General features: G+C 60.6%; 31 protein-coding genes. 9 read left to right on the forward strand and 22 right to left on the reverse strand.

Annotation, left to right across the window (positions count from 1 at the left end; all coding sequences use genetic code 11):
* Window positions 1–12 precede the first annotated feature (12 nt).
* Window positions 13–642 carry an isochorismatase family cysteine hydrolase gene (locus C0Z18_RS18395; RefSeq protein ID WP_102646992.1) on the reverse strand — a complete coding sequence of 210 codons (630 nt, stop codon included), beginning with the start codon at window positions 640–642 and terminating at the stop codon, window positions 13–15.
* A gap of 213 nt (window positions 643–855) precedes the next feature.
* Between C0Z18_RS18395 and C0Z18_RS18400 the strand changes: the two genes are divergently transcribed.
* From C0Z18_RS18400 to C0Z18_RS18410, 3 genes are all read left to right on the forward strand, one after another.
* Window positions 856–1287: a hypothetical protein gene (locus C0Z18_RS18400; RefSeq protein WP_102646862.1), complete on the forward strand. Its 432-nt coding sequence runs from the start codon at window positions 856–858 to the stop codon at window positions 1285–1287.
* A gap of 61 nt (window positions 1288–1348) precedes the next feature.
* Window positions 1349–2746 (forward strand): ATP-dependent RNA helicase DbpA, encoded by a 1398-nt coding sequence (gene dbpA, locus C0Z18_RS18405; RefSeq protein ID WP_102646863.1) that lies wholly within the window; start codon window positions 1349–1351, stop codon window positions 2744–2746.
* Window positions 2747–2826: 80 nt separating this feature from the next.
* Window positions 2827–3369, forward strand: coding sequence for a GNAT family N-acetyltransferase (locus C0Z18_RS18410; RefSeq protein ID WP_102646864.1), 543 nt, complete (start codon window positions 2827–2829; stop codon window positions 3367–3369).
* Window positions 3370–3431: 62 nt separating this feature from the next.
* Here the strand turns inward: C0Z18_RS18410 and C0Z18_RS33530 are convergent, their stop codons facing one another.
* The 4 genes from C0Z18_RS33530 to C0Z18_RS18425 all read right to left on the reverse strand — a co-directional run bounded on the left by C0Z18_RS33530 (window position 3432) and on the right by C0Z18_RS18425 (window position 6503).
* Window positions 3432–4163 carry a PAS domain-containing protein gene (locus tag C0Z18_RS33530; protein WP_233217378.1) on the reverse strand — a complete coding sequence of 244 codons (732 nt, stop codon included), beginning with the start codon at window positions 4161–4163 and terminating at the stop codon, window positions 3432–3434.
* Window positions 4164–4237: 74 nt separating this feature from the next.
* Window positions 4238–4600, reverse strand: coding sequence for a CheR family methyltransferase (locus C0Z18_RS33535; RefSeq protein ID WP_233217379.1), 363 nt, complete (start codon window positions 4598–4600; stop codon window positions 4238–4240).
* 68 nt (window positions 4601–4668) lie between these two features.
* Window positions 4669–5685, reverse strand: a complete 1017-nt coding sequence (locus tag C0Z18_RS18420; RefSeq protein WP_102646865.1) for a carbon-nitrogen hydrolase family protein — start codon at window positions 5683–5685, stop codon at window positions 4669–4671.
* A 26-nt stretch (window positions 5686–5711) separates the two neighbouring features.
* Complete coding sequence (locus tag C0Z18_RS18425) at window positions 5712–6503, reverse strand: MBL fold metallo-hydrolase (RefSeq protein WP_102646866.1); 792 nt, start codon at window positions 6501–6503, stop codon at window positions 5712–5714.
* A gap of 134 nt (window positions 6504–6637) precedes the next feature.
* On the opposite strand from C0Z18_RS18425, the gene C0Z18_RS18430 reads away from it, so the two are divergent.
* Window positions 6638–7561 (forward strand): LysR family transcriptional regulator, encoded by a 924-nt coding sequence (locus tag C0Z18_RS18430; RefSeq protein ID WP_102646867.1) that lies wholly within the window; start codon window positions 6638–6640, stop codon window positions 7559–7561.
* Between the two features lie 11 nt (window positions 7562–7572).
* Here C0Z18_RS18430 and C0Z18_RS18435 read toward each other — a convergent pair whose 3' ends face one another.
* The 3 genes from C0Z18_RS18435 to C0Z18_RS18445 all read right to left on the reverse strand — a co-directional run bounded on the left by C0Z18_RS18435 (window position 7573) and on the right by C0Z18_RS18445 (window position 9706).
* A complete protein-coding gene (locus C0Z18_RS18435) occupies window positions 7573–8250 on the reverse strand; it encodes an NIPSNAP family protein (RefSeq protein WP_233217380.1) in 678 nt (225 codons plus the stop codon).
* A 23-nt stretch (window positions 8251–8273) separates the two neighbouring features.
* The gene (locus C0Z18_RS18440) at window positions 8274–9233 is read right to left on the reverse strand and encodes an alpha/beta hydrolase (RefSeq protein ID WP_102646868.1); all 960 of its coding nucleotides are present in this window, start codon (window positions 9231–9233) and stop codon (window positions 8274–8276) included.
* 62 nt (window positions 9234–9295) lie between these two features.
* Entirely contained in the window at window positions 9296–9706 is a 411-nt protein-coding gene (locus C0Z18_RS18445; protein WP_102646869.1) for a winged helix-turn-helix transcriptional regulator, read from the reverse strand.
* Window positions 9707–9920: 214 nt separating this feature from the next.
* Here C0Z18_RS18445 and C0Z18_RS18450 point away from each other — a divergent pair, with 214 nt between their 5' ends.
* Complete coding sequence (locus C0Z18_RS18450; RefSeq protein ID WP_233217381.1) at window positions 9921–10697, forward strand: DODA-type extradiol aromatic ring-opening family dioxygenase; 777 nt, start codon at window positions 9921–9923, stop codon at window positions 10695–10697.
* Between the two features lie 510 nt (window positions 10698–11207).
* On the opposite strand, the gene C0Z18_RS18455 is transcribed toward C0Z18_RS18450, so the two are convergent.
* From C0Z18_RS18455 to C0Z18_RS18465, 4 genes are all read right to left on the reverse strand, one after another.
* Window positions 11208–11627, reverse strand: coding sequence for a DUF4279 domain-containing protein (locus C0Z18_RS18455; protein ID WP_102646871.1), 420 nt, complete (start codon window positions 11625–11627; stop codon window positions 11208–11210).
* A gap of 9 nt (window positions 11628–11636) precedes the next feature.
* The gene (locus C0Z18_RS18460) at window positions 11637–12437 is read right to left on the reverse strand and encodes a hypothetical protein (RefSeq protein WP_102646872.1); all 801 of its coding nucleotides are present in this window, start codon (window positions 12435–12437) and stop codon (window positions 11637–11639) included.
* A gap of 203 nt (window positions 12438–12640) precedes the next feature.
* Window positions 12641–12811, reverse strand: coding sequence for a hypothetical protein (locus C0Z18_RS32980; RefSeq protein WP_158244261.1), 171 nt, complete (start codon window positions 12809–12811; stop codon window positions 12641–12643).
* Between the two features lie 74 nt (window positions 12812–12885).
* A complete protein-coding gene (locus C0Z18_RS18465) occupies window positions 12886–13248 on the reverse strand; it encodes a hypothetical protein (protein WP_146014042.1) in 363 nt (120 codons plus the stop codon).
* A gap of 320 nt (window positions 13249–13568) precedes the next feature.
* Here C0Z18_RS18465 and C0Z18_RS18470 point away from each other — a divergent pair, with 320 nt between their 5' ends.
* Window positions 13569–14531, forward strand: coding sequence for a S49 family peptidase (locus C0Z18_RS18470; protein ID WP_102646874.1), 963 nt, complete (start codon window positions 13569–13571; stop codon window positions 14529–14531).
* A 148-nt stretch (window positions 14532–14679) separates the two neighbouring features.
* Here C0Z18_RS18470 and C0Z18_RS32725 read toward each other — a convergent pair whose 3' ends face one another.
* Together C0Z18_RS32725 and C0Z18_RS18480 are read right to left on the reverse strand one after the other, a co-directional pair.
* Window positions 14680–15372: a hypothetical protein gene (locus C0Z18_RS32725; protein ID WP_146014043.1), complete on the reverse strand. Its 693-nt coding sequence runs from the start codon at window positions 15370–15372 to the stop codon at window positions 14680–14682.
* Between the two features lie 199 nt (window positions 15373–15571).
* Window positions 15572–16225, reverse strand: a complete 654-nt coding sequence (locus C0Z18_RS18480) for a hypothetical protein (protein ID WP_102646876.1) — start codon at window positions 16223–16225, stop codon at window positions 15572–15574.
* Window positions 16226–16484: 259 nt separating this feature from the next.
* On the opposite strand from C0Z18_RS18480, the gene C0Z18_RS32730 reads away from it, so the two are divergent.
* The gene (locus tag C0Z18_RS32730) at window positions 16485–16973 is read left to right on the forward strand and encodes a hypothetical protein (RefSeq protein WP_146014044.1); all 489 of its coding nucleotides are present in this window, start codon (window positions 16485–16487) and stop codon (window positions 16971–16973) included.
* Between the two features lie 290 nt (window positions 16974–17263).
* Window positions 17264–17947 carry a zinc ribbon domain-containing protein gene (locus C0Z18_RS18490; protein ID WP_158244262.1) on the forward strand — a complete coding sequence of 228 codons (684 nt, stop codon included), beginning with the start codon at window positions 17264–17266 and terminating at the stop codon, window positions 17945–17947.
* Between the two features lie 74 nt (window positions 17948–18021).
* Here the strand turns inward: C0Z18_RS18490 and C0Z18_RS18495 are convergent, their stop codons facing one another.
* Window positions 18022–18477: a phage terminase small subunit P27 family gene (locus tag C0Z18_RS18495; protein ID WP_102646879.1), complete on the reverse strand. Its 456-nt coding sequence runs from the start codon at window positions 18475–18477 to the stop codon at window positions 18022–18024.
* Window positions 18478–18727: 250 nt separating this feature from the next.
* Here C0Z18_RS18495 and C0Z18_RS18500 point away from each other — a divergent pair, with 250 nt between their 5' ends.
* Complete coding sequence (locus C0Z18_RS18500; protein ID WP_102646880.1) at window positions 18728–19009, forward strand: hypothetical protein; 282 nt, start codon at window positions 18728–18730, stop codon at window positions 19007–19009.
* A 194-nt stretch (window positions 19010–19203) separates the two neighbouring features.
* On the opposite strand, the gene C0Z18_RS18505 is transcribed toward C0Z18_RS18500, so the two are convergent.
* The 7 genes from C0Z18_RS18505 to C0Z18_RS18535 form a co-directional block, all read right to left on the reverse strand.
* The gene (locus C0Z18_RS18505) at window positions 19204–19947 is read right to left on the reverse strand and encodes a hypothetical protein (protein WP_102646881.1); all 744 of its coding nucleotides are present in this window, start codon (window positions 19945–19947) and stop codon (window positions 19204–19206) included.
* Between the two features lie 67 nt (window positions 19948–20014).
* Window positions 20015–20266, reverse strand: a complete 252-nt coding sequence (locus C0Z18_RS18510) for a hypothetical protein (RefSeq protein WP_102646882.1) — start codon at window positions 20264–20266, stop codon at window positions 20015–20017.
* 34 nt (window positions 20267–20300) lie between these two features.
* Window positions 20301–20552 (reverse strand): hypothetical protein, encoded by a 252-nt coding sequence (locus C0Z18_RS18515; protein WP_146014045.1) that lies wholly within the window; start codon window positions 20550–20552, stop codon window positions 20301–20303.
* 73 nt (window positions 20553–20625) lie between these two features.
* A complete protein-coding gene (locus C0Z18_RS18520; RefSeq protein ID WP_102646884.1) occupies window positions 20626–21072 on the reverse strand; it encodes a single-stranded DNA-binding protein in 447 nt (148 codons plus the stop codon).
* Entirely contained in the window at window positions 21065–21526 is a 462-nt protein-coding gene (locus C0Z18_RS18525; protein ID WP_146014046.1) for a hypothetical protein, read from the reverse strand. Before C0Z18_RS18525 ends, C0Z18_RS18520 begins: the two co-directional genes overlap by 8 nt.
* Window positions 21527–21840: 314 nt before the next feature.
* Window positions 21841–22971, reverse strand: coding sequence for an AAA family ATPase (locus C0Z18_RS18530; RefSeq protein WP_233217382.1), 1131 nt, complete (start codon window positions 22969–22971; stop codon window positions 21841–21843).
* Window positions 22972–23002: 31 nt separating this feature from the next.
* On the reverse strand, window positions 23003–23758 hold the full coding sequence (locus C0Z18_RS18535) for a toprim domain-containing protein (RefSeq protein ID WP_102646887.1): 756 nt from the start codon (window positions 23756–23758) through the stop codon (window positions 23003–23005).
* Between the last annotated feature and the right edge of the window lie 147 nt (window positions 23759–23905).

The raw sequence follows: 23905 nt of genomic DNA on the forward strand, positions 1-23905 counted from the left end.
GCGCGAAAGCGCCTAGGCCAGCAAGCGCATGGCCTGCTCGAGCGAGAGTACGGTCGTGCGCGAGTCGAATGCGGTTGCGAACAAGTGTTCATGCACGACTTGATCGGGGTCGTAGCAACAGTCCTTGACCGTGTATAAGCGAAAGTCCGCATCGCTCGCATGCGCGACCGACGATAGGACAACGCCCGTCGAAGCAATGCCCACCATGATCAGCGTATCCACGCCTCGCGCGGAAAGCTGAACCGCGAGATCCGTCCCGAAGAAGACGCTGGCGCGGTGCGCTAGGACGAGCGGTTCATCGGCACGCCGGTCCAACTCGGGCGCGAGGTGGTCGTCGGTAAACAGGCCGAGGCCTTTGATGCCTTGGCCGTTTTTATTCAACGGACTCACTTCCGGATAGCCGGGGCTGAAGCGCAGGTTGGCGAAATAGACCCCGACGCCTTTGGCGCGCGCCGCCTCGCACAGCGTGCGCGTATTGGCGAGCAGCGTCGGCGCGACCAATGGAAAGAGTTCGAGAATGTCGGTTTGATAATGCATGACGACGAGCGCGGTGCGCGCGGGTGCGATCGCGGCAATTTGCGCAGGGTCGTGGTATGGAGCTGGGCTAACGCTCGCGTCGCGTGTGTTTTCATCCGGTTTCATTACGTCCGCCATCGTGCCTCCAGATCGAAAAGGGTGCGGTTGGAAGGTATGACGAAGTATGGCCCTTTACGCGGCTTGTTGCCGCGAGCGCACGCACCCATTACACTTTGCGGCGTTCACCTCGCAAACCGGCGCCGGCCTCCCGCTAGCGGACACCGCAACGCTGTCATTGGCGGGACTTGCGCGCAAATCCGCCGACTCTAGAAGGAAATCATGAGACGACTGTTCCTGGGTGCGCTCGCGGCGACCTGTTTCGCGGCGGGCGCTCATGCGCAAAGCGATGCGGCCGGACCGTTCGTCACCCCCGCGGGAAGCGTGCAATTCGAGCGCGCCGGCGGCGACTATGTCGCATCGCTCGACGGCAAGGCGTTCGACCGCTTCGGCGCGCACGCCCTGACGCATTTCGACGAGACAAACGAAGGCACCGAAGCCGTCGCCCGTTCGCTCGTCATGACCGATTCGGGCCCCGTCCTATACGACTTCCGCCGTCGTCCTCCGCTCGTGCAGCCCGCGGGCAAGCGCTTGAGCGTGCGACGTGTATTCTGGCAAGGCGAGGACGTCGTCATGCAAAGCCCGCAAGGGTGGTTCCGTTTGAAAGGTGGCGTCTTGACGAAGCTTCAATCCACCAAGGCGACGTACCGCTGATTGCATACCGCGCGCGGCTCACGGCTGTGCTCGGCTCGTTTATTTGAAGTAACGCTACGACATGACAAACAAACCGACGGCCATGCCGTTCAGCGAGCTTGCCCTCGCGCCAGCCACGCTCGCCAACCTCGATCGACTCGGCTACGCCGTAATGACGCCGATCCAAGCCGCCAGTCTGCCGATCGCGCTGGCGGGGCACGACCTGATCGCTCAGGCGAAGACCGGCAGCGGCAAGACGGCGGCGTTTTCGCTCGCGCTGCTCGCACGGCTCGACGCGCGCCGGTTCGACGTGCAAGCGATGGTGCTGTGCCCGACGCGAGAACTCGCCGACCAGGTCACGCAAGAGATCCGCCGCCTGGCGCGGGCCGAGGAAAACGTGAAGGTGTTGACGCTATGCGGCGGAACCCCGATGGCGCCGCAGACGGCGAGCCTCGGGCATGGCGCGCATATCGTCGTCGGCACGCCGGGGCGCATCATGGATCATTTGACGCGCGGCAGTCTCACGTTGAGCGCGCTGAATACGCTCGTGCTCGACGAAGCGGATCGAATGCTCGACATGGGTTTTTACGACGACATCGCAACGGTCGCGAGCCAATGTCCGAAGGAACGTCAAACGTTGCTGTTTTCCGCGACGTATCCGGAGGGAATCGCCAAACTGAGCCAACGGTTCTTGCGAAGCCCGAAAGAGGTGAGGCTCGAGGAGCGCCACGACGACAGCAAGATTCGCCAGCGTTTTTATGAGGTGACCGAGGACGAACGGCTGCATGCGGTCGGCATGTTGCTCAACCATTACCGTCCCGTGAGCACGATCGCGTTTTGCAACACCAAGCAGCAATGCCGCGACTTGCTCGACGTGCTGCGCGCGCAGGGGTTTCATGCGTTGGCGTTGCATGGCGAACTCGATCAACGCGACCGCGATCAAGTGTTGATTCAATTCGCGAATCGTAGTTGCTCGGTGCTGGTGGCTACCGACGTTGCCGCGCGCGGGCTCGACTTCACGCAACTCGAAGCCGTCATCAACGTCGATGTCACGCCCGATCCCGAAGTGCACGTGCATCGCATCGGCCGCACGGGCCGAGCGGATCAGGACGGTTGGGCACTGAGTCTCGCGAGCATGAACGAGATGGGGAGAGTGGGTGCGATCGAGCACGCGCAAAAACGCGAGGTCGAATGGCATCCGCTCGCCGAATTGACCGTGGCGGATAACAAGCCGCTCTTGCCGCCGATGGAAACGCTGCAAATTCTCGGCGGGCGCAAAGAAAAGATCCGCCCCGGCGACGTATTGGGTGCGTTGACGGGCGAAGCGGGTTTCAGCGGCGCACAGATCGGCAAGATCAACGTGACCGAGTATTCGACGTACGTCGCGGTGGAGCGCGGCATCGCGCGCGACGCGCTGCGCAAGCTCAGCGCAGGCAAGGTCAAAGGCAAGAAGGTCAAAGTTCGTTTGATGGACGAGTGACGCGGTACGGGGGGCGCTCGCTGTCGTAACGGGTTGGGCGGGCGCACGTTTCTCTCTTCGTTTTATTCGGATTCGCTTCAATGTCCCATTCCGATCGAGAAATCGACACAGAACGCCTCATGCTGCGGCTACCGAGCCGCGAGCACTTCGAACGCAGCGTCGCGATGTGGTCCGATGCCGAGGTGACGCGTTTTATCGGCGGCCGTTCGTTCACGCGCGAGGAAACGTGGGCACGGCTGCTGCGCTACGTCGGGCACTGGCAGATGCTCGATTACGGCTATTGGGTGGTACTCGAGCGCGAGACCGGCTCTTACATCGGCGAAGTGGGTTTCGCCGACTATCACCGCGATCTAGGTCCGACGTCCAGCGGCGCACCGGAGGCGGGCTGGGCGCTCGTGCCGCGCGTGCACGGCAAGGGGTATGCGACCGAAGCGGTGCGCGCCGCGACACGCTGGGCCGACCGCCGCTGGCCGAACGGCCGGACCATTTGCATGATCGATCCGCAGAACGCGCTATCGCTGCGTGTGGCCGAGAAGTGCGGTTATGCACCCGTGCGGCGCGCGACGTATCGCGGCGTTGAATCGACGATTTGCGAGCGGGTGGGTGGGGCGGTTTTGCGGTGAGGTAAAGGCGAAATCAATTGTCGTTTCTCGGCTCACTTACGACCCGTGAAACCGCGCGGCACTCAGAGTGCGAGATTCGGCAGCCGCCGGCCGGATAAAAGCGCAATGGCCGCAATATCGTCAAACGTGACCGCCACGCCGGCAATCGTGCCGGCCGCGTCGAGGTAGGGGTAGATCTTGCGCAAAAAGCACCGGTCGTGCTTGTCGTGAATGACTGCTTCTCGTGGCGCGCCGTCGTGAAGCACGCATTGGATGTGTTCGTAAAAGTCCCGGTCCCGGAATTTTGGAACGAGTTCGGCGATCTTTCGGCCGACGTCGGCGGGTATCAGAGGAAAGACGTCCTGCATCGACGGCGTGAACCATCGGAGCTTCAAATCGAGATCGAGAAAGACGGCCATCACCACGCCGCAGAGCAAGACGCGATTTTGCATCGCGAGCTGCGCGATGTTCTGCTGCAACTCGGCGTTCGCCCGGTTTAGGTCTTCGTTGCTGTCGTTGAGTTGCTCGTTGGACGCTTTCAGTTCTTCGTTGAGTGCTTGCAGTTCTTCGGGCGACGCATCGAGTTCCTCGCGCGACATCCTGGCTTCACCCTCCCAGTCGATGCCCGTGGCGAGGCCCAGATCGTCGTGAAGGAGAGAGGAGCCGTCCGGACCGAGCGCATCGGGCGCATCCATTTCCCGGATGAACGAAACCAACATACGATCCCACGCGCTGCTGCCGGACATTTGCAGCGGGGTGAGCCGCACGCTTACCGGGGCACCGCCGGAGTGGTCGAGCAGGTCGTTCACGGTCATCGGCTCGTGGGTCTCCCGCACGTGATCGATGCAATGCCGAAGCCGCGCCGTCCATTCCCGCGGCACGAGATCGATCAACTTGAGGGAAGGCTCGCCCGCCGGCAGACTGAGCAGGGTTCGAGCGGATAGGCCTCGCTTTTGCCGAGGAAAAGTAATCCGCCGTCGCGCAAGGCGCTATGCAGAAGGAACAGGATGTCTTTGACCGTCTCGTGCTCTAGGTAGATGAACAGATTGCGGCAGGTGATGAGATCCAAGCCGGAGAACGGCGGATCGCAGAGCAGGTCCTGCGGGACGAATACCAGCTTTTCGCCTGAATTTAGGATCGGACTGATAGATTGGCCTGAACCGTGATTTTCCTCCGCGCGGGAGAATCGTTGTACAGGGCGTAACGCGCTGTTCTTGACGTACTGCTGCTGAGCCGGGGCCGCTGTGGGCACGACCGTCGGGCAACGGCGCCGTCTGTCAGCATTGCCGCCACTCGCGCGCCGATGTCGTGTTCGACTCCCTAGTTGTCCTGGCCCGACACCGTTCCGGTCTCGGAACCGTCGACAGGTAGCGTTAACGCTTCGACGCGTCTCATAGGGGTTCTATTGATCATCAGGCGAGTAACGTCGGGGCGGGAATAATGCCCGGCGGGATCGGCGGCGTTCTTCGACACGACGATGGCCGCAAGATCGATGTCCGCGTACAGAATGCCCTCGCTGTCCTCCGGCAGCTTCGAGACGAGCGCGCTCCCGTCGGGCCCGTAAATAATCGCATGACCACCGCCCACGTGGTTGAATCCGTGCTTCTCCGGTGTGTCGCATAGGTCGTCGATCATCGCTTGTGTTACGACAGCGCAGGGTGCCAGTACGAAGCACGATCCCTCGACCGCGTAGATTTTGCTCGCGGCATTGTTGACTTCCCACCCGAGGGCGTGAGCGAACGGCTCATAGTTGGAAAAGCTCGGCCATGCCGCAACGTGCACTTGCTCGTTTTGCGCGTACATCGCGTATTTCGACAGCGGCTGCAGATGCTCCCAGCAGCACAACGCACCCACACGTCCGAGGCCTTCGATCTGATGCACCGACAGATCCGATCCATCGCCTTCGCCGAACACGGCACGCTCCACATGAGTGGGGCGCAGCTTGCGGCGAGCGGCGATGGTCTCGCCGTCGGCGCCGATGATCCATTGCCCCATGTAAAGACTGCCGCCGCTTCGCTCGGAAACGCCGATGACCGCTGTGATGCCGGCCTGCCTGACTGCGGCGCGCAGCCGTAGGGCCTCCGGGCTGTCGTAGCTTAGCGAATTGTCGAAGTATCGCTGAACGAAGCCACGGCTTACCTGCCAAGCATGCGCCCCCATCCAGATATGCCACGGATAGCCGGGCAGCCAGGTTTCCGGGAAGGCGACGAGCTTGGCGCCGTTCGCTGCAGCCTCGTTGATGAGCGCAATGGTCTTGTCGATGCCGGCTTCGAGGTCGAGCCAGATCGGGGCTGCCTGAACAACGGCGACTTTGTATCGTGGATGAATGAGCGGCACGGTGAATCCCTTGAAGGTCTCGATTCTTAGTCGGCAATCTGCATGAGCTTGCTCCTGGAACAGGCGCAACCGATCGCCTTCATTCCGTATCTGCGGCCGGGGCCAAGGACTTGCAGTGAGTGAGCGTGTCGGCGCACTTCCTCGGCGGCCAGCGGGCCTCCGTGGCCCATGTGGAAGCGTTGCATTCCCGCGTCGACCATGCCCATCAATTCCGCGCCGACAGCTTTCGGGTCGTCCTCGAAGGGAGGACGCATGGCGTGGGTCTTGCGCATGATTCCGCCAAGCAAGACGCCCGATGCGACCAAGTCGCCGACCAATGCGTCGCCACTGGTGAGTTCAACCGAGACCGAGCCTGCTGTGTGGCCGGGGGTGTGCCTTGCCCGGCCGTCGATTCCATAGCCGCTCAGATCGAAACTCGCGCTGTCCTGCAGCAGGATGTCGGGCGTGAAGGGCAGGTAGGGCTCACCAGGCACCCCGGAGCGCAAGAAGAGCGGTCCCCACCAATGGGCGACGCAGTACGTCATTTCCTTGCGCCGCTCGTAGTAGTCCAGATCTCCTGCATGGGCAAGGATCGGCGCGCCCGTGAGTTCACGTAGTCGGGCAGCCGATCCGGCATGGTCCGTATGGGCATGCGTGATGACGATCAAGGTGACGTCGCGAAAACCGCGGCCATTCTCTTTCAAGGCGCGCTCGATCTTCCCCTCGGACCCCGGCGTGCCGGTGTCGACGAGAACGCAGCCCGTTTCACCGATGACCAGGTGGCAATGGACCATGCCAAATGGCAGGATCGGGATCGTAACGATTGACGGGGTACTCAAGATGTTTTTCCTTTGAAGCTGTTGATGGCGCCGCGCCTCATGAGTCGTGTCGATATTAGACCCCCGTCACATATTTGATAATTGCGGCATCAGTAGCGACAGTCGATAATCGCGCTATCGAATTGGGAGAAGCAATGGATCGACTGACGAGTCTCGGGGTGTTCGTCGCCGCGGTGGAAGAAGGCAGCTTTGCTGCCGCGGCGCGGCGGTTCGGGCTATCGGCGGCGATGGCCGGCAAGCACGTGAGCGCAATCGAGTCCGAACTGAATGCGCGGTTGCTCCAACGAACCACGCGCCGTCTGAGTTTGACCGACACGGGCCAGACTTACTATGAGCGCTGCAAGCAAATCCTCGAGGCGTTCGACGAGGCGAACCGGGAAGCGAGCGATTCGCAAGGTACCGCGCGCGGCGTTTTGCGCGTCGCGGCGCCCGTCACGTTCGGCGCGATGCATTTGGGAGAAGTGCTTGCCCGCTATGTGGAGGACCATCCGCAAGTGAACGTGGAAGTGCTTCTCGGAGACCGCTATGTCGACCTCATCGAAGCGGGTGTCGACGTTGCGATCCGGATCGGGCGCCTTCAGGATCCAGCACTCGTGACACGCCGCCTTGCGCCGTGTCGAATGGTCGTGTGCGCCTCGCCCGCGTACCTCGAGCGGCATGGGGCGCCACGCAAGCCTGGCGACTTGCTGCGAGCGCCGCGACTCGCTTTCAGCGAGGCCGTGTCGGCCGGTGACTGGACGTTGTTCGACGCGAAAAACCGCGCGCATATCATCGACGGGCCTTGCAGGATCGCGGCCAACAACACGCAAATGCTTCTCGCCGCCGCGCTCGCCGGCGCCGGCATCGCGTACGGTCCAAGCTTCGTGTTCGGCGAGCACCTGCGTCGGGGCGAACTCGTGCCGCTGTTGCCGGCCTACCGTGCCACTGAGTTAGCGATCCAGGCGGTGTATCCGAGCGCGCGGCGCATACCGCTCAAAGTGCGCCGCTTTGTCGACTACCTCACGGAAGCGTTTGGCGATGAACCCCCTTGGGATCGAATGGCGAAGCTCCATCGCTAGCGCCTGCTAATTCAGCGCATCGGCGACCACGCATCAGGCAGGCAGATCGTCGAGGTCGCCTTCTCGATCTGCTGAGGGCCGCCGACAGGCGGCCATAACCCTGCTGCATAGTGATGCGCCCGTAACGCCATACGCTCCGCCAAGCTGGAAAATCCCCAGATGTGGGCAATGCGAGGTGGGCCGTCGAGTGCGTACATGTTTGCGACCAAATGCGAGGTGTAAGCCTTGGCCGGGCCGATGGCTTTCTCCCAGGCAGCGATGGTTGGCGCGATTCCACCGGATTTCAACCAGTAACGGCGAAACTCATAAAATTCGCCAAATTTCGTCGGTTCGACGTCTGGCAAAAATGGAAACAACCTATAGGTTTCCGTGTCTATCCGGACGTGCGGGTTGCCGGTATGAAATGGCCGCTCGTCCATATAAGTCCGCTCACGTTCATGCCGGAGTTCGTCCATGGTCTCGAACTTGCGCAGGACGATGATGCTCCCGAGCTCGCCGATTTCCGTTCGCCATGATCCAAGAAGGATACCCTTCGCGCTGGTATCCGACAGCCAGCGCCGGGCGCCATCGGATATGGCGTCCTGTTCGAGAAGTGAACACGAAAGCGTGGTTAGCTCATACAACATTTCAATCTCCTTGATCTGTCCGGTAAGTCGTTCCTGTTCGATCTCCCACAGCGCATAATCCATGCGAGCTGACAGGCCCAGGACGATCAGGCATCGGTTACTAGCAGATTATTGAACCGGAGCCACGAGATAAATAATTTCGGCCACGCATGCACCGGGGTGCCGGGCTGACCCATGCCCCAACCATGCCCGCCTGCCTGGAAAACGTGCAGTTCAGACGGGATGTCGTTCTTCCGCAAGGCATTGAACATCAGCAAACTGTTGTCGATCGGGGAGACGGGATCGTCTTTCGCTTGTGCAAGAAATATCGGGCAGGTGCTCGGACTGACGTGCTGGTCTACCGACAATTCTGCGCTTCGTTCAAGATCCGGATGTCGGCCGACGAGCTGACGTCGCGTTTCCGTCCTGTCAAACGGAGGCATCAGACTCAACACTGGATAGATGAGGCCGGCGAAATCCGGCGTCGGCGACGTCCTGTCCGTTTCATCGACCTTCGGATATCGTTCAGTTGCGCCCGACACGGCCGTCATGCCTGACAGGTGCCCTCCCGCGGAGAAGCCAATCAAACCGATGCGATTGGGATCGACGCCATAAGACGAAGCGGTCGATCGAAGAATGCGCATCGCGCGCTGGCCGTCTTGCAAAGGTGCCATTGGACTCCATCCATCGCGCGGCAATCGATAGACCAGTTCGAAAGCGACTATCCCCACCGACTGTAGCCAGAGACAAGCCGGCGTACTTTCTGCGCCGAGTTCGATGTGGGTATATCCGCCACCTGCAACGACCAGAACCGCGGTGCCGTTCGGGCGTTTCGGCACATAGACGTTTAGTCTCGGTCGGGACACGTTCGTTACTGCGCCCTTGCCATCGAGCCTTTCGGGACCACCGGGGCCCGGGCCACCCGGGATGCGATCCGTGGGCCACAGGTCAATTGCCCCAGCCGTGCCCGCCGCGGATATCGGCTCGAAGTGTTTCGTACCCGCCAAGGCAAGCGATGCAGCACTTGACAGGCCTGCGCCAAGTAACCGCCGGCGGCTTTTGTCCATTTCTCAACCTCACGGTTTTGCGCATCGGAACCGCGTTATGCGGCGTTTGAAAGAACTGAAGGCTATGTCGCAAATGCGCTCCCGCTGCTTCGGGCATCGTACGACGCCTGGGCGACAGCGATGCGCCCGAGGTTCTCGAAAGCCCACTCACCCAGGACCTTGACCGGTTCCGCCAGGGATCTACCGACGTCCGTCAGTTCGTAATCGACCCGAGGCGGGATGGAGGGCGTGACAGTTCGCGTGACGAGGCCGTCACGTTCCATGTTTCGCAGCGTGAGCGTGAGCATTCGTTGGGAAATACCGTCAATCTCGCGCTTGAGCTCGTTGAACCGGTGTCCGCGCTTGCGCAGCACGATGATGACCATCACGGTCCATTTGTCGCCGATGCGGCCGATGATCTGCGAGACCTTGAGGCAGGCACCAGCCTGGCGAGGAACGGGCGCGTCTTCGAGAGCTTTATCAGTCACATTCATGTGCCTTAGGTATCAAATCTGTGCGTTCTTGCGGGGCGATCGGGGCAGGCAGATACTTTAGCCTGATTATCAACAGGAGCCAGGAACCCGTGAACCTTCTGCCTATCGACAGCAGCAGGCCCACCAGTCCGATACGCTCGTCCGCGAAGTGACCCAGATGCACCATCGACTACCGACATACTTCCTCTCCCATGGTGGCGGGCCTTGGCCATGGATGAAAGATTTTCGGCCCGGCGTGTATGACCAGCTTGAAAAATCGCTCCACGATGTCCGCAAGGAACTCGGTGAACTGCCGCGCGCTGTCTTGATGATCTCCGGACATTGGGAGGCGGACCGGTTTTGGCTGTCTTCTGCCAGCCATCCATCGATGCACTACGATTATGTCGGGTTTCCCGAACACACCTACCGCATCCGTTACGATGCGCCCGGCGAGCCGGAACTGGCAGAGACGGTACGTGCCATTCTCGAACGCGGTGGCATGCCGTCCGGGCTCGACCCCAGGCGCGGCTATGATCACGGCACGTTCTCGCTGATGCACGTCTTATATCCCGAGGCTCAGGTGCCTTTGGTGCAGCTCTCGATGAAAGCGGACTTCGATCCGGCTGAGCACATCCGGGTCGGTGAACTGATTGCTCCATTGCGCGACCAGGGTGTGCTGATCGTCGGTAGCGGTTTTAGCTTTCACGACACCCGGAGCATTCTCAGCGGGGCTGGGGTGGTTGCTTCCGCAACGTTCGATCAATGGCTTGATGAGACGCTGGTCCATTCAAAGCCGCCGGAACGCAGGCGTCGTTTGATGGACTGGTCGAACGCGCCGGCGGCGCGTGCCGCCCATCCTCGCGAAGACCATTTGATCCCGCTTATGGTCGCGGTCGGCGCCGCTGGCGACGATGCCGGCACCCGGGTCTATCACGAGCGCGCCTTCATGGGCGCCATAACTGCTTCGAGCTACCGCTTCGGCGAGGCTCCGGTCGCAGTGTCAATTAGCTGACACTGCGCAGGCACCTTGCTTCCTGGGCGTAATAATGAAAAAAGGCCAGCTAAAGCTGACTTTTTTAAAATACTTGGTGCCCAGGAGAGGACTCGGTCACACTCGCGCGACCCCGGCTGCGCTTGCAAGCGCAGCCTTTCGAGTCCCCACGCAAAGTGCGCAGGCACTTTGCTTCCTGGGCTGAAAAATGAAAAAAGGCCAGCTAAAGCTGACCTTTTTAAAATACTTGGTGCCAGGAGAGGACTCGAACATGTTTGGGAACGGCCTATCTGTAAGGGGTTCGTACGCCTGGACAATAAGTTATACGTATGGCTATACGCAAAAAATGGGGATCGCCAATTGCATGGAACTATCGTAAGGGGCGCGAGCAGAGGTTGCTCGCGATGCCCGACGTATGTGCCGCCGTCCCGTCCTGCGCCGTTCTGGCGCGTCTATGGGGCATCTGCGAGACGGTCGCCGCCGCATCATGCATACAATCAAACGACGACCGCTTTATGCCGCTTGAGACGGCTACCGATATTCGTCAATTTCAACCGTCCCGCCGAGCGACTCGATGAGCGCCCGGATGTCGTCCGGTACGTCAGGTACCCGCTCCCCCGTTTCGTTGTCCCAGTAGCAGAAGAAGCGCATGCGAGCGCTCGTGCGCTCGATGATTGCCCGCAAGTCTGGGCGAGGAAGCGCCAAGCGTTCAACGAGATAGCGAAGATGCGGTTCCAAGGAATCGCTGCGAATGGCTGTCTGACTCTTGATCCCCCACACGCCAACCCTTGCTGGAAAATCGCTGATCTTGCCAGACGGAGTGACTCTGCGCTCCCCCTTTACGGCTGAAATATCCGGCTTGACGCCGAAATATGCCGTCCAGAATTCGGGTGGTTCAACATCCTGATAGATCGCGAACGTTGCGTGTGCGCGTTGGTGCTTCGATGACATTTCGTTTCCTCAAGGCGCCCAGCCATGCATGTTGTCGATGATTTGACCGTTGAATTCGACGTCGCCATTGTCATGCCAGATGACATTGTCGTCTCCCCGCAGCTCGTTGTAATCCTTCATTGCGTGGAGCATGTTCCCGAAGGTGTTGCGGTCGTAGCCGAGCATTTTCGCCGCGTAGTTCGGGTTGTTGGTCGATGCCGCTAACTCTTCAACGTCACCACCCGGAAAGTCTTCCGCGTACTCGAATGGTTGCGCGTCTCCGAGAGGCGTCGACGGTTCAGCGCCGGAAGCAACGGCCTCGCCCGGCGTCCCGCTGACCACGCTCTGGATGTAGTTGATCAGATCGTTGGCGCTAACGTCGTTGTAGCTTTGCATCCACGAGTAGGACTTGGGGGCAGAAGCCGCATCGCTCAACATCGCGGACGTGCCGCCTGCGCCCGTAGCCATTTCAGCGAATGACTGACGGGAAGACCCAATCGCGCCGCTCCCGCGCGTCGGCTGAGGCGAACCAATGGCCCCTCCAAATCGCTTTGTCGCGCGTTCGATTGCGACGGTGACTCTGCCGGTTTCCACTGCCGACCGAAGCAAGGCGCTCGTATCGCTGGAATTCACGCCGGGCGGGTTGTATCCCGCGTGAAGTCGGAGTTGCCGGAGGTAATCTCGCTCCTGATGGACCGAGCGTGTCCGCGGCCAGCGCCGCAAGAATTCCTCGGCGTCCCGCTGGTGCCTTGCCGTCACGATGCCCGAGGCGGCTCGTTCGGAGAGAATTGCTTGTTCACCAGAACCCAAGTCGATTTTGACCGAGGCCATCGATCGATTTTCTCCGCGTGTTAGGGAATGGGCCGCAATCGTAGCATCCCCCACGAGAGACAAATCTGTATATGCGACACCAGTCCCCAAAGTAGCGTGAACGCGGCGCGGTCGCGACCTTGCCGCTTTATGACGTGAGCGCACAGCGCACCGATGCACTTGGCCCGCCGAGCCTCTGGCGCTTCACCAGGCGTTCCCTTGTGCTAGTCGCCGGAACCGAGTTCCATGATCGCCGTTTCGATCGATTCCCAGACGCCATTGAGGCTTGCGTCGTCGGGGTTCTTCGCCAATGCCTCTATCACATGCGTTTGCGCGATGCGCAGCTTCACGATCGCAAGCTGAATCTGTCTCTCATCGATGACGTTCGCGTTCATAGCGTCTCATTGCGTGAAAATGCCCGGCTCGCAGCTTCTACGGGCCGGGCGCTACAACATGACTGCGGCTCTGCTTACATGTCGGCCAATACCTCGGCCACACCTTCGATAAAGCCTCGAATTTCATCCGGGTGTGGATCGACGTGATCGAAGAGACGTTCCGCCAACTCGTCAATGTCCCGGCCACTCACGCAGTCGCCCTCGATAGCCTCGGCCAACTGCTGCATGTCAACGTCCTCGCGTTGCTCGAGCGCTTCGCCAAGCTTCGCGACGCGCCGCAAATCACCGTACTCACCGCGCTTCCTCGCCCAGTACATGCCCGCTGCGCGGCCTGACAGACACGACGCCTCGGAGAATTGCTTATGGGAAGCACGCAAGCGAGCAAGGTCCGTTTGGTACTCGTTATCGGGATGGTCCTTCGGTACAGATTGCATCATGAGGCTCTCCTTTTGGAGGGGGTAAAAATTCCAAAAGGATGGGGAGATCGGTATGTCCCGGAGCCCCATCGCCCACACCCGATGCAGCCGTTGATCTGGCTGCTCGTACCATGCCTCACCTCACCGCGATCGGTTCGCCCCAAAAGACGAACAGCCGGAACACGAGTAAACCGTAGCAGCCAGAATCAAAATTTCAAGAACGCGCAAAAACACAAGGCACGGGGCGGGGCCTAGAATTCTTTGAACGCCACTGCGCACCTTGAGGCGCGAAGTAGTGCGACACCACGCGGATGCGGTCGCTCGCCAGAAGGGAGAACGTTATGCAGCAAGACATCGCTGAAGTTCTATCCGGCCCGTGGGCCATCCTGCCCGATCGTCTGCCGTTTGTACGGGCGGCGCTGCTCGATGTCCGCAGCGGCGGCCAACGTGCGATACCCCAGGCACAGACCTATGCAGCGGCCAACGACGCCATCGCCGTTCTACCGTTCTACGGCATCGCCGTTCAGCGCACCGATGCAATGAGTGAGTTGCTCGGCCTAGTGAGCGTTCAACGGTTCACGCAAGCGTTGCGCGCCACACTCGCGGATCAAGCCGTGCGCGGCATTGTCATCGATATGGATTCGCCGGGCGGCAGCGTGTACGGCATCGGCGAACTGGCCGAGGAGATTTACCGCTGGCGCACTCGGAAGCCGATCTTCGCTATCGCGAATAGTCTTGCCGCAAGCGGTGCCTACTGGATCGCGAGCGCGGCCACCGAGTGCTATGTCACGCCGGGCGGCGAAGTCGGGGGGATCGGCGTGATTGCCGCGCACCAGGATTTGTCGCAAGCGCTCGACAAGGCCGGCATCCAAACAACACTGATTGCGGCGGGCAAGTACAAAACCGAAGGCAATCCTTTCCAACCGCTCGGCGCCGATGCACGCGCCGCCATGCAGATGCGCGTCGATGGCTACTACCGGTCGTTCGTCCAAGCGGTCGCGAAGCATCGCAACGTGCCGGAGTCGGCGGTTCGCAACGGTATGGGACAAGGGCGCCTACTTGATGCGGAGCGAGCCGACCGCGAGAGCATGGTGGACGGAATCGCGACGCTCGATGACGTTGTCGGCAAATTGGCACGACGCATCGGCCAGCGCAAGCCGGTCCGCCCACCTACTCGCGCCGAACACTTAGAGGCACGGCAGCGCTTCATTGCAGCATCAAAACCGACGCCACCGGGTAATGTGTCACGTGCGCCGGAGCTTGCGGCCGCACGTCGGCGCGAAATCGAATTACTGGAACTCTAGGCGGACGATGAGCGCATGGTTCCATGCGCTCATCTGGCGGCCTGCACAGGCATAAAACATTTTTTTCGATGGAATCCGATCAACTCGAAAGAGCATCGTCTGCGAGACGACTATCTGCGACCCGAAAAGTGGTTTCCAGAGCATTTGGTCAAAGCATCCCGTTTGCACGGGACAGAAATAGTGCGGCCCGCACGAACCAGTAGAGCGTCATCATTGCGCCGATTAACATGATCACTTGTATGGCGTAGAGCACGGATCTGGGCAGTTGCGGATATATCTGGAACGGCACGTTCCTACCAGGCCCATCTTTCGATCGAACGGTTACGAGTGATGGAGCGCGTGCATAACTTAAAACCTGCATCTGGATCACTTCTCTGCGTGCAAGCGTTTCTATCATTACTACGTGCGTGCCATCAGGTGCGGTCGTTTCGCTGTAGTTCCGCTGCGGAAATAGCTGAAAGTGATCGGGTTTTTGCTGGTGGATGATTTCGACGTTTTCCGCAACCTTTCGCCCCAAATTCTGAACAGTTAGCGTACTCGTTCGTATCGTGATGCCTTGGCCCACTATTGCAGGAGCTTGTGCAATGGCTGCGGGTGCCGGCTGATCTCTTGGTATTGCTGCTGGCGGCTGAGGTTGAGCTTCGCGGGGCAGTGCTTGCTGTTGGGGTAGTTGCGGCGGTTGGGGCGGCGGCACCAAAAAGACGAAGTCATGCGGTATCCAGAAGCGAATCTTTGCACCCGGAGTTAGGACCCGCTGAATTAACCAGACGATCACTGCGACCACTACTGACCCAATCCAGCCGATCAGTTTGTCGGAAAACGGTTCGCCGCCGATTGCCATATATCCTCACAAGCGCATTGAAGATGGAAAAATCATACGGTAGATAAAAGCCACGCCGGACACGCTCTTTTGACGTTGCGGATCGCCGTGCACTGGCACTTCCCCGACGCCTCAGTTCGACCACGAACCGCCGTTCGCATCTGCCCGGACATAGACGGACCAACGAGAGCGCGTAGATCACCGCGCGACACTAAACTTTTCATTCGAACGACTGTCGCCCCATGATCTTCGCCAGCTTGCAACTCATGTAATACCCCAAGTCGCTATTAAGCGTTAGGGCACCACTGTAAAGCCGGGTCCACTGTTCCGACGTGAGCATTCGGTCGGTGGGCATCAGGTTTTGTCTCGTCAACAAGTCTTGCATGTGGAGAGCGTAGTCAGTCACAGGGAGGAGCGCCCGTGTGGCGCGTTCCAGCTTTTCCGCATCCTGATTTTTTCGGTATGACCGTGGCGGGCCGCCCTGTTCAAGAATCCCTGCAATCGCCTGTTTTGCTTTCACAATGTCTTTGCGAACGACCCAGACGACGTAAAGCGGCCGCGCTTCAAGTGCCGCATACCTCATGTTTCCTTGTCCCTGTAGAGGTGCTTTCCAGTTGTTCTGCTCCAACTCCTCATCGTAAATCTTCTTGGCGGCGGCACTTTCTGCCGTCAGGTATCGGCCTTCTTCGGGTGGGATGTTCGGCAGCACTAGCTCAGCATAATCGAGCTGGCCGATGAATTTCTTTAGGCCGGCGTCATCAAAGCCAGCGCATCGCGTTTCAGCGGGGTCATAGTCCTTAGGGAGGCCGGCACTAGGCACTGGCGACGCGAGGCCCAGCAGCGTCACAAAGAGGATTGCGTGCGTGAATGTCATGAGACCCCCGGCCGTTGTTCTTGCATGCTGCGATTGCCCAATCAATGCGGCCGCCGCGCGCGCCGATCCCTTACGCAACCGGATGAGTCGGGGGGCGTTTCCGCAAAGCATGTTATATTGGAATGCAGGTCCGCTTGCGGACCCGCATCGCCAGCTTATCGATGGATAAAAGCCATCAGGGCATATGTGACCGCCATCACGGCATAAAGCCATGAAGCGGCTACAAGGTGATTCCCCATTCGAGCCTCCTTTGTGAGGTTTGAAAAACGCGGCCCGCCATCCGGTCGCCAAACTGTCCGGCGGGCCGCTCCCATATCGAGTTACGCAGCGTAAACTGCACCACTCGAATCAATCGCGGTCGATTATAAGCCCCCCCAATACGAGCCCCGAGCACGCGAAAAACACGGCGTTTTGCCTGACCGATTTCAGAATGCCGCCGACCGCATCGTCCAAGGCGGAGTCCATGGGCTGGCGTCGCGCTATAGACGCCGCCGCACCCTCTCTCGTGCCGAGCACGCTGTTCGAGACGATCGAAGACCGCAACGTTTCGCGCAAGTCGGTGATCGGAATCGCCGCGACAGACGAGATGGTATGCGGAACCGCGGCCGGCAACAATTGGCCGATCAAGTTAAGCGCGATGGCTCCGCGCAGCGCTAGCTTCATCTTCCCTCTCTCGTCGGCGGAGATGATCGCGCGAACGCCGCGATTGCTCACATTCTTTCACCCGAAACGTCGCTTATCGGTATGACGTTCATGACGCACACGGCAATGTCGCTTGCACGATAGGCATAGCCGAAGGCATCCAAGTATCACCATGCGTTGCGCGTTTCCGCTCGCCCAGTTCGTTGGCTGCACCACATTCGTTCTACCCCAATGTCGCTAGACTGAGGAATGGGATATGTAGGCATCGACAGCGACGCCGCTGAGCTTTCGACCTCGATGCCGTACCGAAATAGACAACAGCCGGCAAGCAGTTGGATTTCGCACGATTGGCTCGGATCGCAGCCGTTGCTGTGGTCGCAGAAAAGGGGGACCAAGATGTCGCTGATCAAATGCAGGGAGTGCGGGGCGCAGGTAAGCGAAGAGGCCAAGAAATGCCCAAATTGCGGTGCTGTACCGCAAAAGAAGATGGGGCTTGGAATGAAAGTACTGCTCGGCTTCGGGGCGATTCTGGTGATCGGGACGATGGCGGGCCATTCCAGTGGCGGAGCGACCAGCGCAGCCCAAGATGGCGGCGGAACTGCGCCGGCTACCCAGGCAGAGGTGGCGTCTCTCCAGGCTGCGGCCCTGGCAGACGGCCCGCTGTGGTCATATGAGGACGGGGCCGACAAGATGCGCGGGACACACTGGGCATCCGCAACGGTTGACGCGACCGAGAAGCTTCACTTCTCATTTCCGTATAACGGAGGCAGCACGCCGAGTCTTGAGGTGCGCCAGAAGGGCAAGCAAGTGGACGTAATCCTCTTTGTGTCGAAAGGCCAATTCCTCTGTCACATTGATGGATGCTCCGTCGAGGTGAAATTTGACGACGGGGCGGTCTCCCCATATTTCGCAGGGGAGGCGGACGACGGGGAAACCAACCTGCTCTTTATCGAGGGCGCTGCGCGATTCATTGCCAAGCTCAGGAAGGCCAAGACAGTCACGATTGAAGCGGAATTTTTTCAGGAGGGGAATCGACAGATGACCTTTCCGGTAAAAGGGCTGCGGTGGCCGCTCGCATAGCCGACGTCTGACGATGCCGCTCATATCGGTAGGTGTTTTCGAAAACTACGGATCGCCGACTGATACCGCGCCTATCATTTATTCCTGACGAAGCGCGCGTACGGGCTCGGGTCGTCCGGCTTCGTCACCGTGCAACGCGACCGGCTCGATGGCGTCATACCGAACTCGGTGAGCAGCTTTGCCATCTGCTCGTGCGCCTTGTTCGCGATCGCCAAATAAGGCGATTGGATAGGGTAGCCGTTCGGAGACTTAACGACGGTGCCGTACTTCACGATCCGCGCGTTCGCGTCCTTCCAGCGCGCAAACGCTTCGCAGTACAGCCCGAGCGCCGTCACATCGATCGCAGTGAGCAGTCCGGCGTCGTGCAATTGCTTCGCGACGGCGGGCCAGTGCTTGGCCGCATCAGGCGACAGCCAATCTGGCATCCTCGCATCGAGCGAAGGGCGCGCTTCGTTCTTCGGCAATGCTCGTTTGCCTGGGTTGCCGCGCACCAGCTTGAGCGCGGTCGGCGTTGGTCGTGGTCCTGGCATGTTGCGCTTCTCCTTTGACGACTCCCCCTCCCTTAACCTGCGGAGCAGAAACTCCGCCCATGGTCGCGGTCGCGGCGGGCAAGCCCCTAGGGATTTCATCCCCCCCAACCCCCGGGCAGGCCACTCCGGCGCGCCGAATCAGGCGCGGGGCGTTTCGTGGGTCGTACTCGCATCGTACGCCACGACACAGACCGCGACTGCGTCTCATCGTACTTTGTCAACGGCCCATCCGGGCATTACGGGGGACAACATGCTCAAATACACTATCGTCGCCCTAGCGTGGGCTGGCACCATTGCGAGTCACTCGGCTATCGCGCAGGTCTACGATCCGCAGACGGGCCAGTACTACGGCAACGTGTACACGCCGCCTCCACCTCCTCCGATGCCTCAAGGCGCGATCGACGTAACGACCGGACAGTATTTGCCGCCTGCAACCGGCGGCGTGGTCAATCCACAGAGCGGAGCGTTCTATCCATCGGTGGCAGGTGGGTACATCGATACGCAGACCGGCGCGTTCATGCCATCGCAGTGATCGACCAATCCAAACATGCCTGCCGATGGGAGCCGCCGATCGTCGATCGACGGCTCCCCTGAAAACGCGATTTGCAACCACTCGTAAGCTCAAGCGTCTGAAAACGGCGTGCGTTCGTGCTGTTTTGACGTTCGTCGATTCTTCGACACGCTGGAGCCAGATGCGTCACCAACCTCGACGCGCCCCCTGATGGATTAGGCTGCCTTCTTGACGCCGAACAAGCGCTCACGTTCGCGACGAAAGATGTCTTCGGCTGGACTGCCTTGAAAGACCGGAATTGCGATCTGCTCGGCCTTGCGCAACAGGTCATCCGCTTCCCGGCGCTGCTTTGGCGGATCGAGATCGGCGCGGTGCATCGACAGACGCAGAGCATCGCGGATCGCTTCCAGCTCTTGCCGGACGGCCGCGATCTCATCGTTGTTATAGATGTCGACGAAACGCTCACGTCCCCAGCTATCGCGTTCAGTGCGCTCATGCGTCGCGCGGCAAGCGTGCCGCAACGTTTCGAGCATCAACGCCACCTGCTCGTCAACGTTGTGCAAGTACACCAAGACGGTCGGCATGTTCTTATCCGGATCTTGGTCAGGAACGATCGGATGCTGATGACCTTCCAGCAGCCACGTGAGTTGCGCTTCGCGACCGTCGAGCGCGCTCTGCGCCATCATCGAGCGCAGCATTGCGACTTGCGAGGCTTCACGCGCTTTCGTCGCCGCGTCCCACGCTTCTAGTTCGGCGCACCGGGCTTTCTCCGCGGCTACGGCGAGCGCTGGCAATTCCTTCTTGCGCCGCGCCGAGATGCCGGCCAACTCGGCCGCCCATGCGCGACGCTGCTCGATCTTGGAGGATTCCGTGTCGAGCTTGTCTTCCTCCTGCTGGAGCAGTCCGGACTTCGCAATACGGCCGAGCAGTTCGGCGCTCTTGGTGACGATCGATTGCATGATCCTGTTCTCCTTCAACGAAATTGAAAGGCCGCGTGCTGTCACGACGCGCGCGCGAGGTTCGCCGTCATTCGCCGAGCGCAAATCCCACCACGCAGTTGTACAGAGGCAGACCGCTTGCAGCATCGATCCACCATGCGTTGCCGCCGCCATCAAGGGCGAAACGGGCTTGCCGATATTTCGGCCCTTGGCCGTAATGCGGGCTGGCCGGGTCACACTTGACCAGCACGTTGTTGATACCGTTGTCGACGATGAGCGGCGCAAGCAATGTCACGGCCGTGCTCGGGTCGTTCCAGACGATCGGGGTTGAGGCTGACATATCGATCCTCCATCAGCGATTGAAGGCGGCGGACCTACTCGGCAAGACGAAAACCGATGACGCCATACAAGGGGCGTTGTGTTGCTGCGTCGATCCACCAACCGACTCCGCCCACGAGCGTGTACCGGGCAAGCCGATACCGCTGCCCGCGCAATGGGTAACGTCGATCCAGAGCGAGTCGAACAATCACGTTCTCGACAACACCGTCGCTGCGATCGAGCAGGGGCTTCAAAGCGATCGGCGCCTCGCAAGGGGCACGCCATTGCAACGGCTGAAGAGAAGGCATGAGCCCTTCGGTTTCCATGCGCGAATTATGCGCGGCTGGCCTGCATATGCAAGCGCCGAGACGTTCAGTTGGGCTAGAAATCCAGATCGTCGTCCGCCAGGGAAGTGCTCGACGAATCACCGTGGAACGCGCGCGTCCCGTTCCGCTTTCCGGTAGCAAACGGTCGCTCTTCACCGCCCGACTTCGGACTAGACGGCTGCGCCAATGCGTCACGCTTGCGCTTTACGTGGTAGGCCGTCAGCACGGCGTGCGCGGTCATGTCGAGGGCCGGTTTCACCTCGCCGTTCTTATCGGTCCATACCTTCGGCGTCAGGGTCCCGCTGAGTGACACCGAATCGCCGTCATCGAGGGTCAACAATGCAGCCTTGGCCGAGTCGGAAAACACGATTGCGTTCACGAACAACGACTCGCCGTCGACAGTGGCGACGCGGATCTTCGCAACGACGAACGCCTTGTCGCTTTGCCCTCTGCGTTCGGTAGGCTTGCCGTAAAGCCGTCCTGCGATCAAGCCGTCAATCATGGTTCCCTCTTGCCGCCAACTCCTCGAACGTCACACCGAACGCGCGCCGCATCGCGGCATCTACGCCAGGCTTCGCCTCGTCCGTCGTTATCACGTCGAGCATCACGAAGCTGACTGCCCAATACAACGGTGCGCGGTCGAAGTCGTTACTTTCATCACCGCGGCGCATGGCCGACGATTCGAGACTGTGCGCCCAAAGCAAATACAGCATCGAATCGCGTCCCGCTTCGACTTCCCGCGCATCCGCCGGGTTCGCGCCAATCAGCATCAGGCGCTGCTCCAGCGTCGTGCAGGCGTCGATTTCGGTAAAGGCCGCTATCAGTCGTTCGCCGACTAAGCCGAGCCGATAACCCATGTTTGGCCCGCCCTGGGCAATGATTCGCCGGGCATCGCGCCGGCTTCTCGCGATCGGATTGCCAAAGCGGCTAAGGCCGGTTGCATGCTTATCGATCACGGTTCTCTCCCTTGCGTCACGATTTCACTGGCTGTCATTGCTTCGTCCTTCCCCACCTCATGCGCACTAGCATCCCCAGGCGTCCGGTGTCCCTCGCGCGCGGGGGAGGGCAGAGGTGTGGCGGTCTTCGAAGTTCGCCACGTCATTTTCGGGCTGTAACCCACGTGGTTGCTGGGGCTGCCAAAGACCGCCACTTGATCAAAAAGTGTTGGCGGTCTTCAAGCGTGTGGCGGTCTTCGAAGGCCGCCAAGACCGCCAAGACCGCCACGTGTTTTTGTCTCGAAAGCTGACGGTCTTCGAAGGCCGCCAATGGGTCAGTCATCGTGGCGGTCTTCGGTCGGTTCGACGGAGCTAACGGAATCGACGGCCGGAAGCACCCAGTACCACGTCGAGCCGCGCTTCTCAGCCTCTATGCCGAGGTCGCGCTTAGCGCGTTCAATCGTGCGCCATGCATGTCCGGCTCCATCCGCTTCTTTGCGCACGACTTTCGTTGCAACCGGGCCGTCGGCGAGCAGATCGGCAAGGAATGCGGCCGCCTCTTCACGCTCGCTGCGCTCGTTCTCGTCGCACGGTTCGACCGCGCCGAGAATGTCGCGAGCAGGGCCGCGTACCTGCTCGCGCCAACGCACCACGCTCGTGGTGATACGGCCATCGCAGACAGACGATTCTTCGAGCGTATAGGCGAAGCCACCACTACCCGGTCCGAGGTTCGTCTTGGCACGCGCCAATACGCCTCGGCGTGCGGCTTCGTCATACGCGGCGACCAGTACCACGCGCGCGACGGCGCCGAATGCCTGCGATCCGATCACGCGGTCCAAGGGCAACGTGCCGTGCGAGTCCTTCCGAAAATGCGTCACGCCGAGCACGGCACAGCCGTGGTCGCGAGCTAGGTCGGCAAGCGGTTGCAGGTTGCGCCGCACGTCATTTGCTTTATGCGAGTCTCCAGCAACCGCGCTTACGATCGGGTCGACGATCAGGAGGCGCGCGCCGCCGATCGCTGACAGCTTTGCCGAAAGCAGTTGGACATCGCGGGCGGGGTCGAAGAAGGAAAGTTCGCCGGTTTCATCAGCCACTCTGTCTACGAAGCGAATGTTGTTCAGATCAGCCCCGGCGGCCATTAATCGCGGAACCAGGGTGTCGTGGTAATCATCCTCGGAAGACCAGAGCAACACGGTGCCCGGAACTGTGCAGCGGCTTCCATCTGGCCAGAGGCCGCCAGCCGAGACGGTTGCTGCGATCGACAATGCCTGCGTCGTCTTGCCAGCGCCTGGTTGACCCGCGAGGATGATGATCTTGCCGCGCGGCAACCAATGCAGCCAAAGCCAATCGATTGGCTTTGGCATGATTTCGGCGGCGCTCGTGAGGATAACCGTCGGCCCTGGTGCGTGCTGCAACGCGCCAGCGCGATTGGACGCCGGGTGCCAGACCGGCGCGTTATCGGCCAAGTCGCGCGCGTTCTTTTCGCCTGCGGTTCCGTTAGGCATGACGTTCCTCGCGAAGAATGTCGTTCATGTCCTGGCCGGCTTCCGGCGGGCAGACAATACGAACCAGGCGACCAACGTCGGACCAACGAGACGCGCACGCCTCGGCGGCGCGCAGTCCTGGCGGGTCGTGGTCCGCGAAAATTGTGATTGCTTCGACGCCGGGCAGCATAGGGAGTTGGCCGAGGTTGCCCGCATCGAGGCAACACCACATCGGTTTGAAAACTCGCGCTGCGCTCAGGGCGGACTCGACTCCCTCCGCGACGCCGACTGCCACGGTCACCGCTTCGTCCGGCCACAGCCGAATAACGCCGCCCGCCTTTCGATGTCGTCGCAAGAGCATTCGCGGCGTCTGAAGGTGCGCCTTGATGCCGTTGGCCTGTATCCAGGTCCGGTGCAGTGTGCGTGCGATGCGCGCGTCGGTAGCGTCCGTCACAAGCCCAACGATCGCCGGCCCGACATAGCCGCTGGGATGACGGGCCATCGGATCAAAGCGCAGATCGCCATCCAGCGGCGGGATCGCGCAGCCGCGAGCGTTCAGATACGCAAGGCCGTCGTCGCGCAGGACACCGAGGCGGTTCCAATAGGAGGCCCAGCGAGGCGCTAGCGTGTCGAATTGCTTATGTTCGGGGCGGCGCACGAACGAGTTGCCGATGTAGTGAGAAATCTGGCGATCCGCGCGCGCGCCGGCAACGCCACAACGAAAGCAATGCCAGACCGCACCACCATCGACGTCAAGCGTCACCCCCATCGTCCTGTCGTTAGGCCCACGCCCGCAGGCCGGGCACGAAATACGGTGTTGGGTTTTCGTCCCGTCCAACGTCTCGAGCGCGGCCAACGCGTCCGGCCGCTTCACGACGACACCTTGTTAGGGCTGAACCACAGCCAAGCGCGCTTG

Origin of the sequence: Trinickia dabaoshanensis, from assembly GCF_002879885.1 — a bacterium.
Taxonomy (GTDB): Bacteria; Pseudomonadota; Gammaproteobacteria; order Burkholderiales; family Burkholderiaceae; genus Trinickia; species Trinickia dabaoshanensis.

What these genes read in the sequence shown, in the direction of transcription:
- C0Z18_RS18480 (WP_102646876.1), bottom strand. Translation starts at nt 16,225, where the DNA reads ATGACATTCACGCACGCAATCCTCTTTGTGACGCTGCTGGGCCTCGCG.
- C0Z18_RS18505 (WP_102646881.1), bottom strand. Translation starts at nt 19,947, where the DNA reads ATGCAATCGATCGTCACCAAGAGCGCCGAACTGCTCGGCCGTATTGCG.
- C0Z18_RS18490 (WP_158244262.1), top strand. Translation starts at nt 17,264, where the DNA reads ATGTCGCTGATCAAATGCAGGGAGTGCGGGGCGCAGGTAAGCGAAGAG.
- C0Z18_RS18495 (WP_102646879.1), bottom strand. Translation starts at nt 18,477, where the DNA reads ATGCCAGGACCACGACCAACGCCGACCGCGCTCAAGCTGGTGCGCGGC.
- C0Z18_RS18395 (WP_102646992.1), bottom strand. Translation starts at nt 642, where the DNA reads ATGAAACCGGATGAAAACACACGCGACGCGAGCGTTAGCCCAGCTCCA.
- C0Z18_RS32725 (WP_146014043.1), bottom strand. Translation starts at nt 15,372, where the DNA reads ATGGCAATCGGCGGCGAACCGTTTTCCGACAAACTGATCGGCTGGATT.
- C0Z18_RS18515 (WP_146014045.1), bottom strand. Translation starts at nt 20,552, where the DNA reads ATGCCTTCTCTTCAGCCGTTGCAATGGCGTGCCCCTTGCGAGGCGCCG.
- C0Z18_RS18435 (WP_233217380.1), bottom strand. Translation starts at nt 8,250, where the DNA reads ATGGATTATGCGCTGTGGGAGATCGAACAGGAACGACTTACCGGACAG.
- C0Z18_RS18400 (WP_102646862.1), top strand. Translation starts at nt 856, where the DNA reads ATGAGACGACTGTTCCTGGGTGCGCTCGCGGCGACCTGTTTCGCGGCG.
- C0Z18_RS18465 (WP_146014042.1), bottom strand. Translation starts at nt 13,248, where the DNA reads ATGATGCAATCTGTACCGAAGGACCATCCCGATAACGAGTACCAAACG.
- C0Z18_RS18510 (WP_102646882.1), bottom strand. Translation starts at nt 20,266, where the DNA reads ATGTCAGCCTCAACCCCGATCGTCTGGAACGACCCGAGCACGGCCGTG.
- C0Z18_RS18440 (WP_102646868.1), bottom strand. Translation starts at nt 9,233, where the DNA reads ATGGACAAAAGCCGCCGGCGGTTACTTGGCGCAGGCCTGTCAAGTGCT.
- C0Z18_RS18500 (WP_102646880.1), top strand. Translation starts at nt 18,728, where the DNA reads ATGCTCAAATACACTATCGTCGCCCTAGCGTGGGCTGGCACCATTGCG.
- C0Z18_RS18535 (WP_102646887.1), bottom strand. Translation starts at nt 23,758, where the DNA reads ATGGGGGTGACGCTTGACGTCGATGGTGGTGCGGTCTGGCATTGCTTT.
- C0Z18_RS18410 (WP_102646864.1), top strand. Translation starts at nt 2,827, where the DNA reads ATGTCCCATTCCGATCGAGAAATCGACACAGAACGCCTCATGCTGCGG.
- C0Z18_RS18450 (WP_233217381.1), top strand. Translation starts at nt 9,921, where the DNA reads ATGAAAGATTTTCGGCCCGGCGTGTATGACCAGCTTGAAAAATCGCTC.
- C0Z18_RS18460 (WP_102646872.1), bottom strand. Translation starts at nt 12,437, where the DNA reads ATGGCCTCGGTCAAAATCGACTTGGGTTCTGGTGAACAAGCAATTCTC.
- C0Z18_RS32980 (WP_158244261.1), bottom strand. Translation starts at nt 12,811, where the DNA reads ATGAACGCGAACGTCATCGATGAGAGACAGATTCAGCTTGCGATCGTG.
- C0Z18_RS18520 (WP_102646884.1), bottom strand. Translation starts at nt 21,072, where the DNA reads ATGATTGACGGCTTGATCGCAGGACGGCTTTACGGCAAGCCTACCGAA.
- C0Z18_RS18430 (WP_102646867.1), top strand. Translation starts at nt 6,638, where the DNA reads ATGGATCGACTGACGAGTCTCGGGGTGTTCGTCGCCGCGGTGGAAGAA.
- dbpA (WP_102646863.1), top strand. Translation starts at nt 1,349, where the DNA reads ATGACAAACAAACCGACGGCCATGCCGTTCAGCGAGCTTGCCCTCGCG.
- C0Z18_RS33530 (WP_233217378.1), bottom strand. Translation starts at nt 4,163, where the DNA reads ATGACCGTGAACGACCTGCTCGACCACTCCGGCGGTGCCCCGGTAAGC.
- C0Z18_RS18470 (WP_102646874.1), top strand. Translation starts at nt 13,569, where the DNA reads ATGCAGCAAGACATCGCTGAAGTTCTATCCGGCCCGTGGGCCATCCTG.
- C0Z18_RS18455 (WP_102646871.1), bottom strand. Translation starts at nt 11,627, where the DNA reads ATGTCATCGAAGCACCAACGCGCACACGCAACGTTCGCGATCTATCAG.
- C0Z18_RS18445 (WP_102646869.1), bottom strand. Translation starts at nt 9,706, where the DNA reads ATGAATGTGACTGATAAAGCTCTCGAAGACGCGCCCGTTCCTCGCCAG.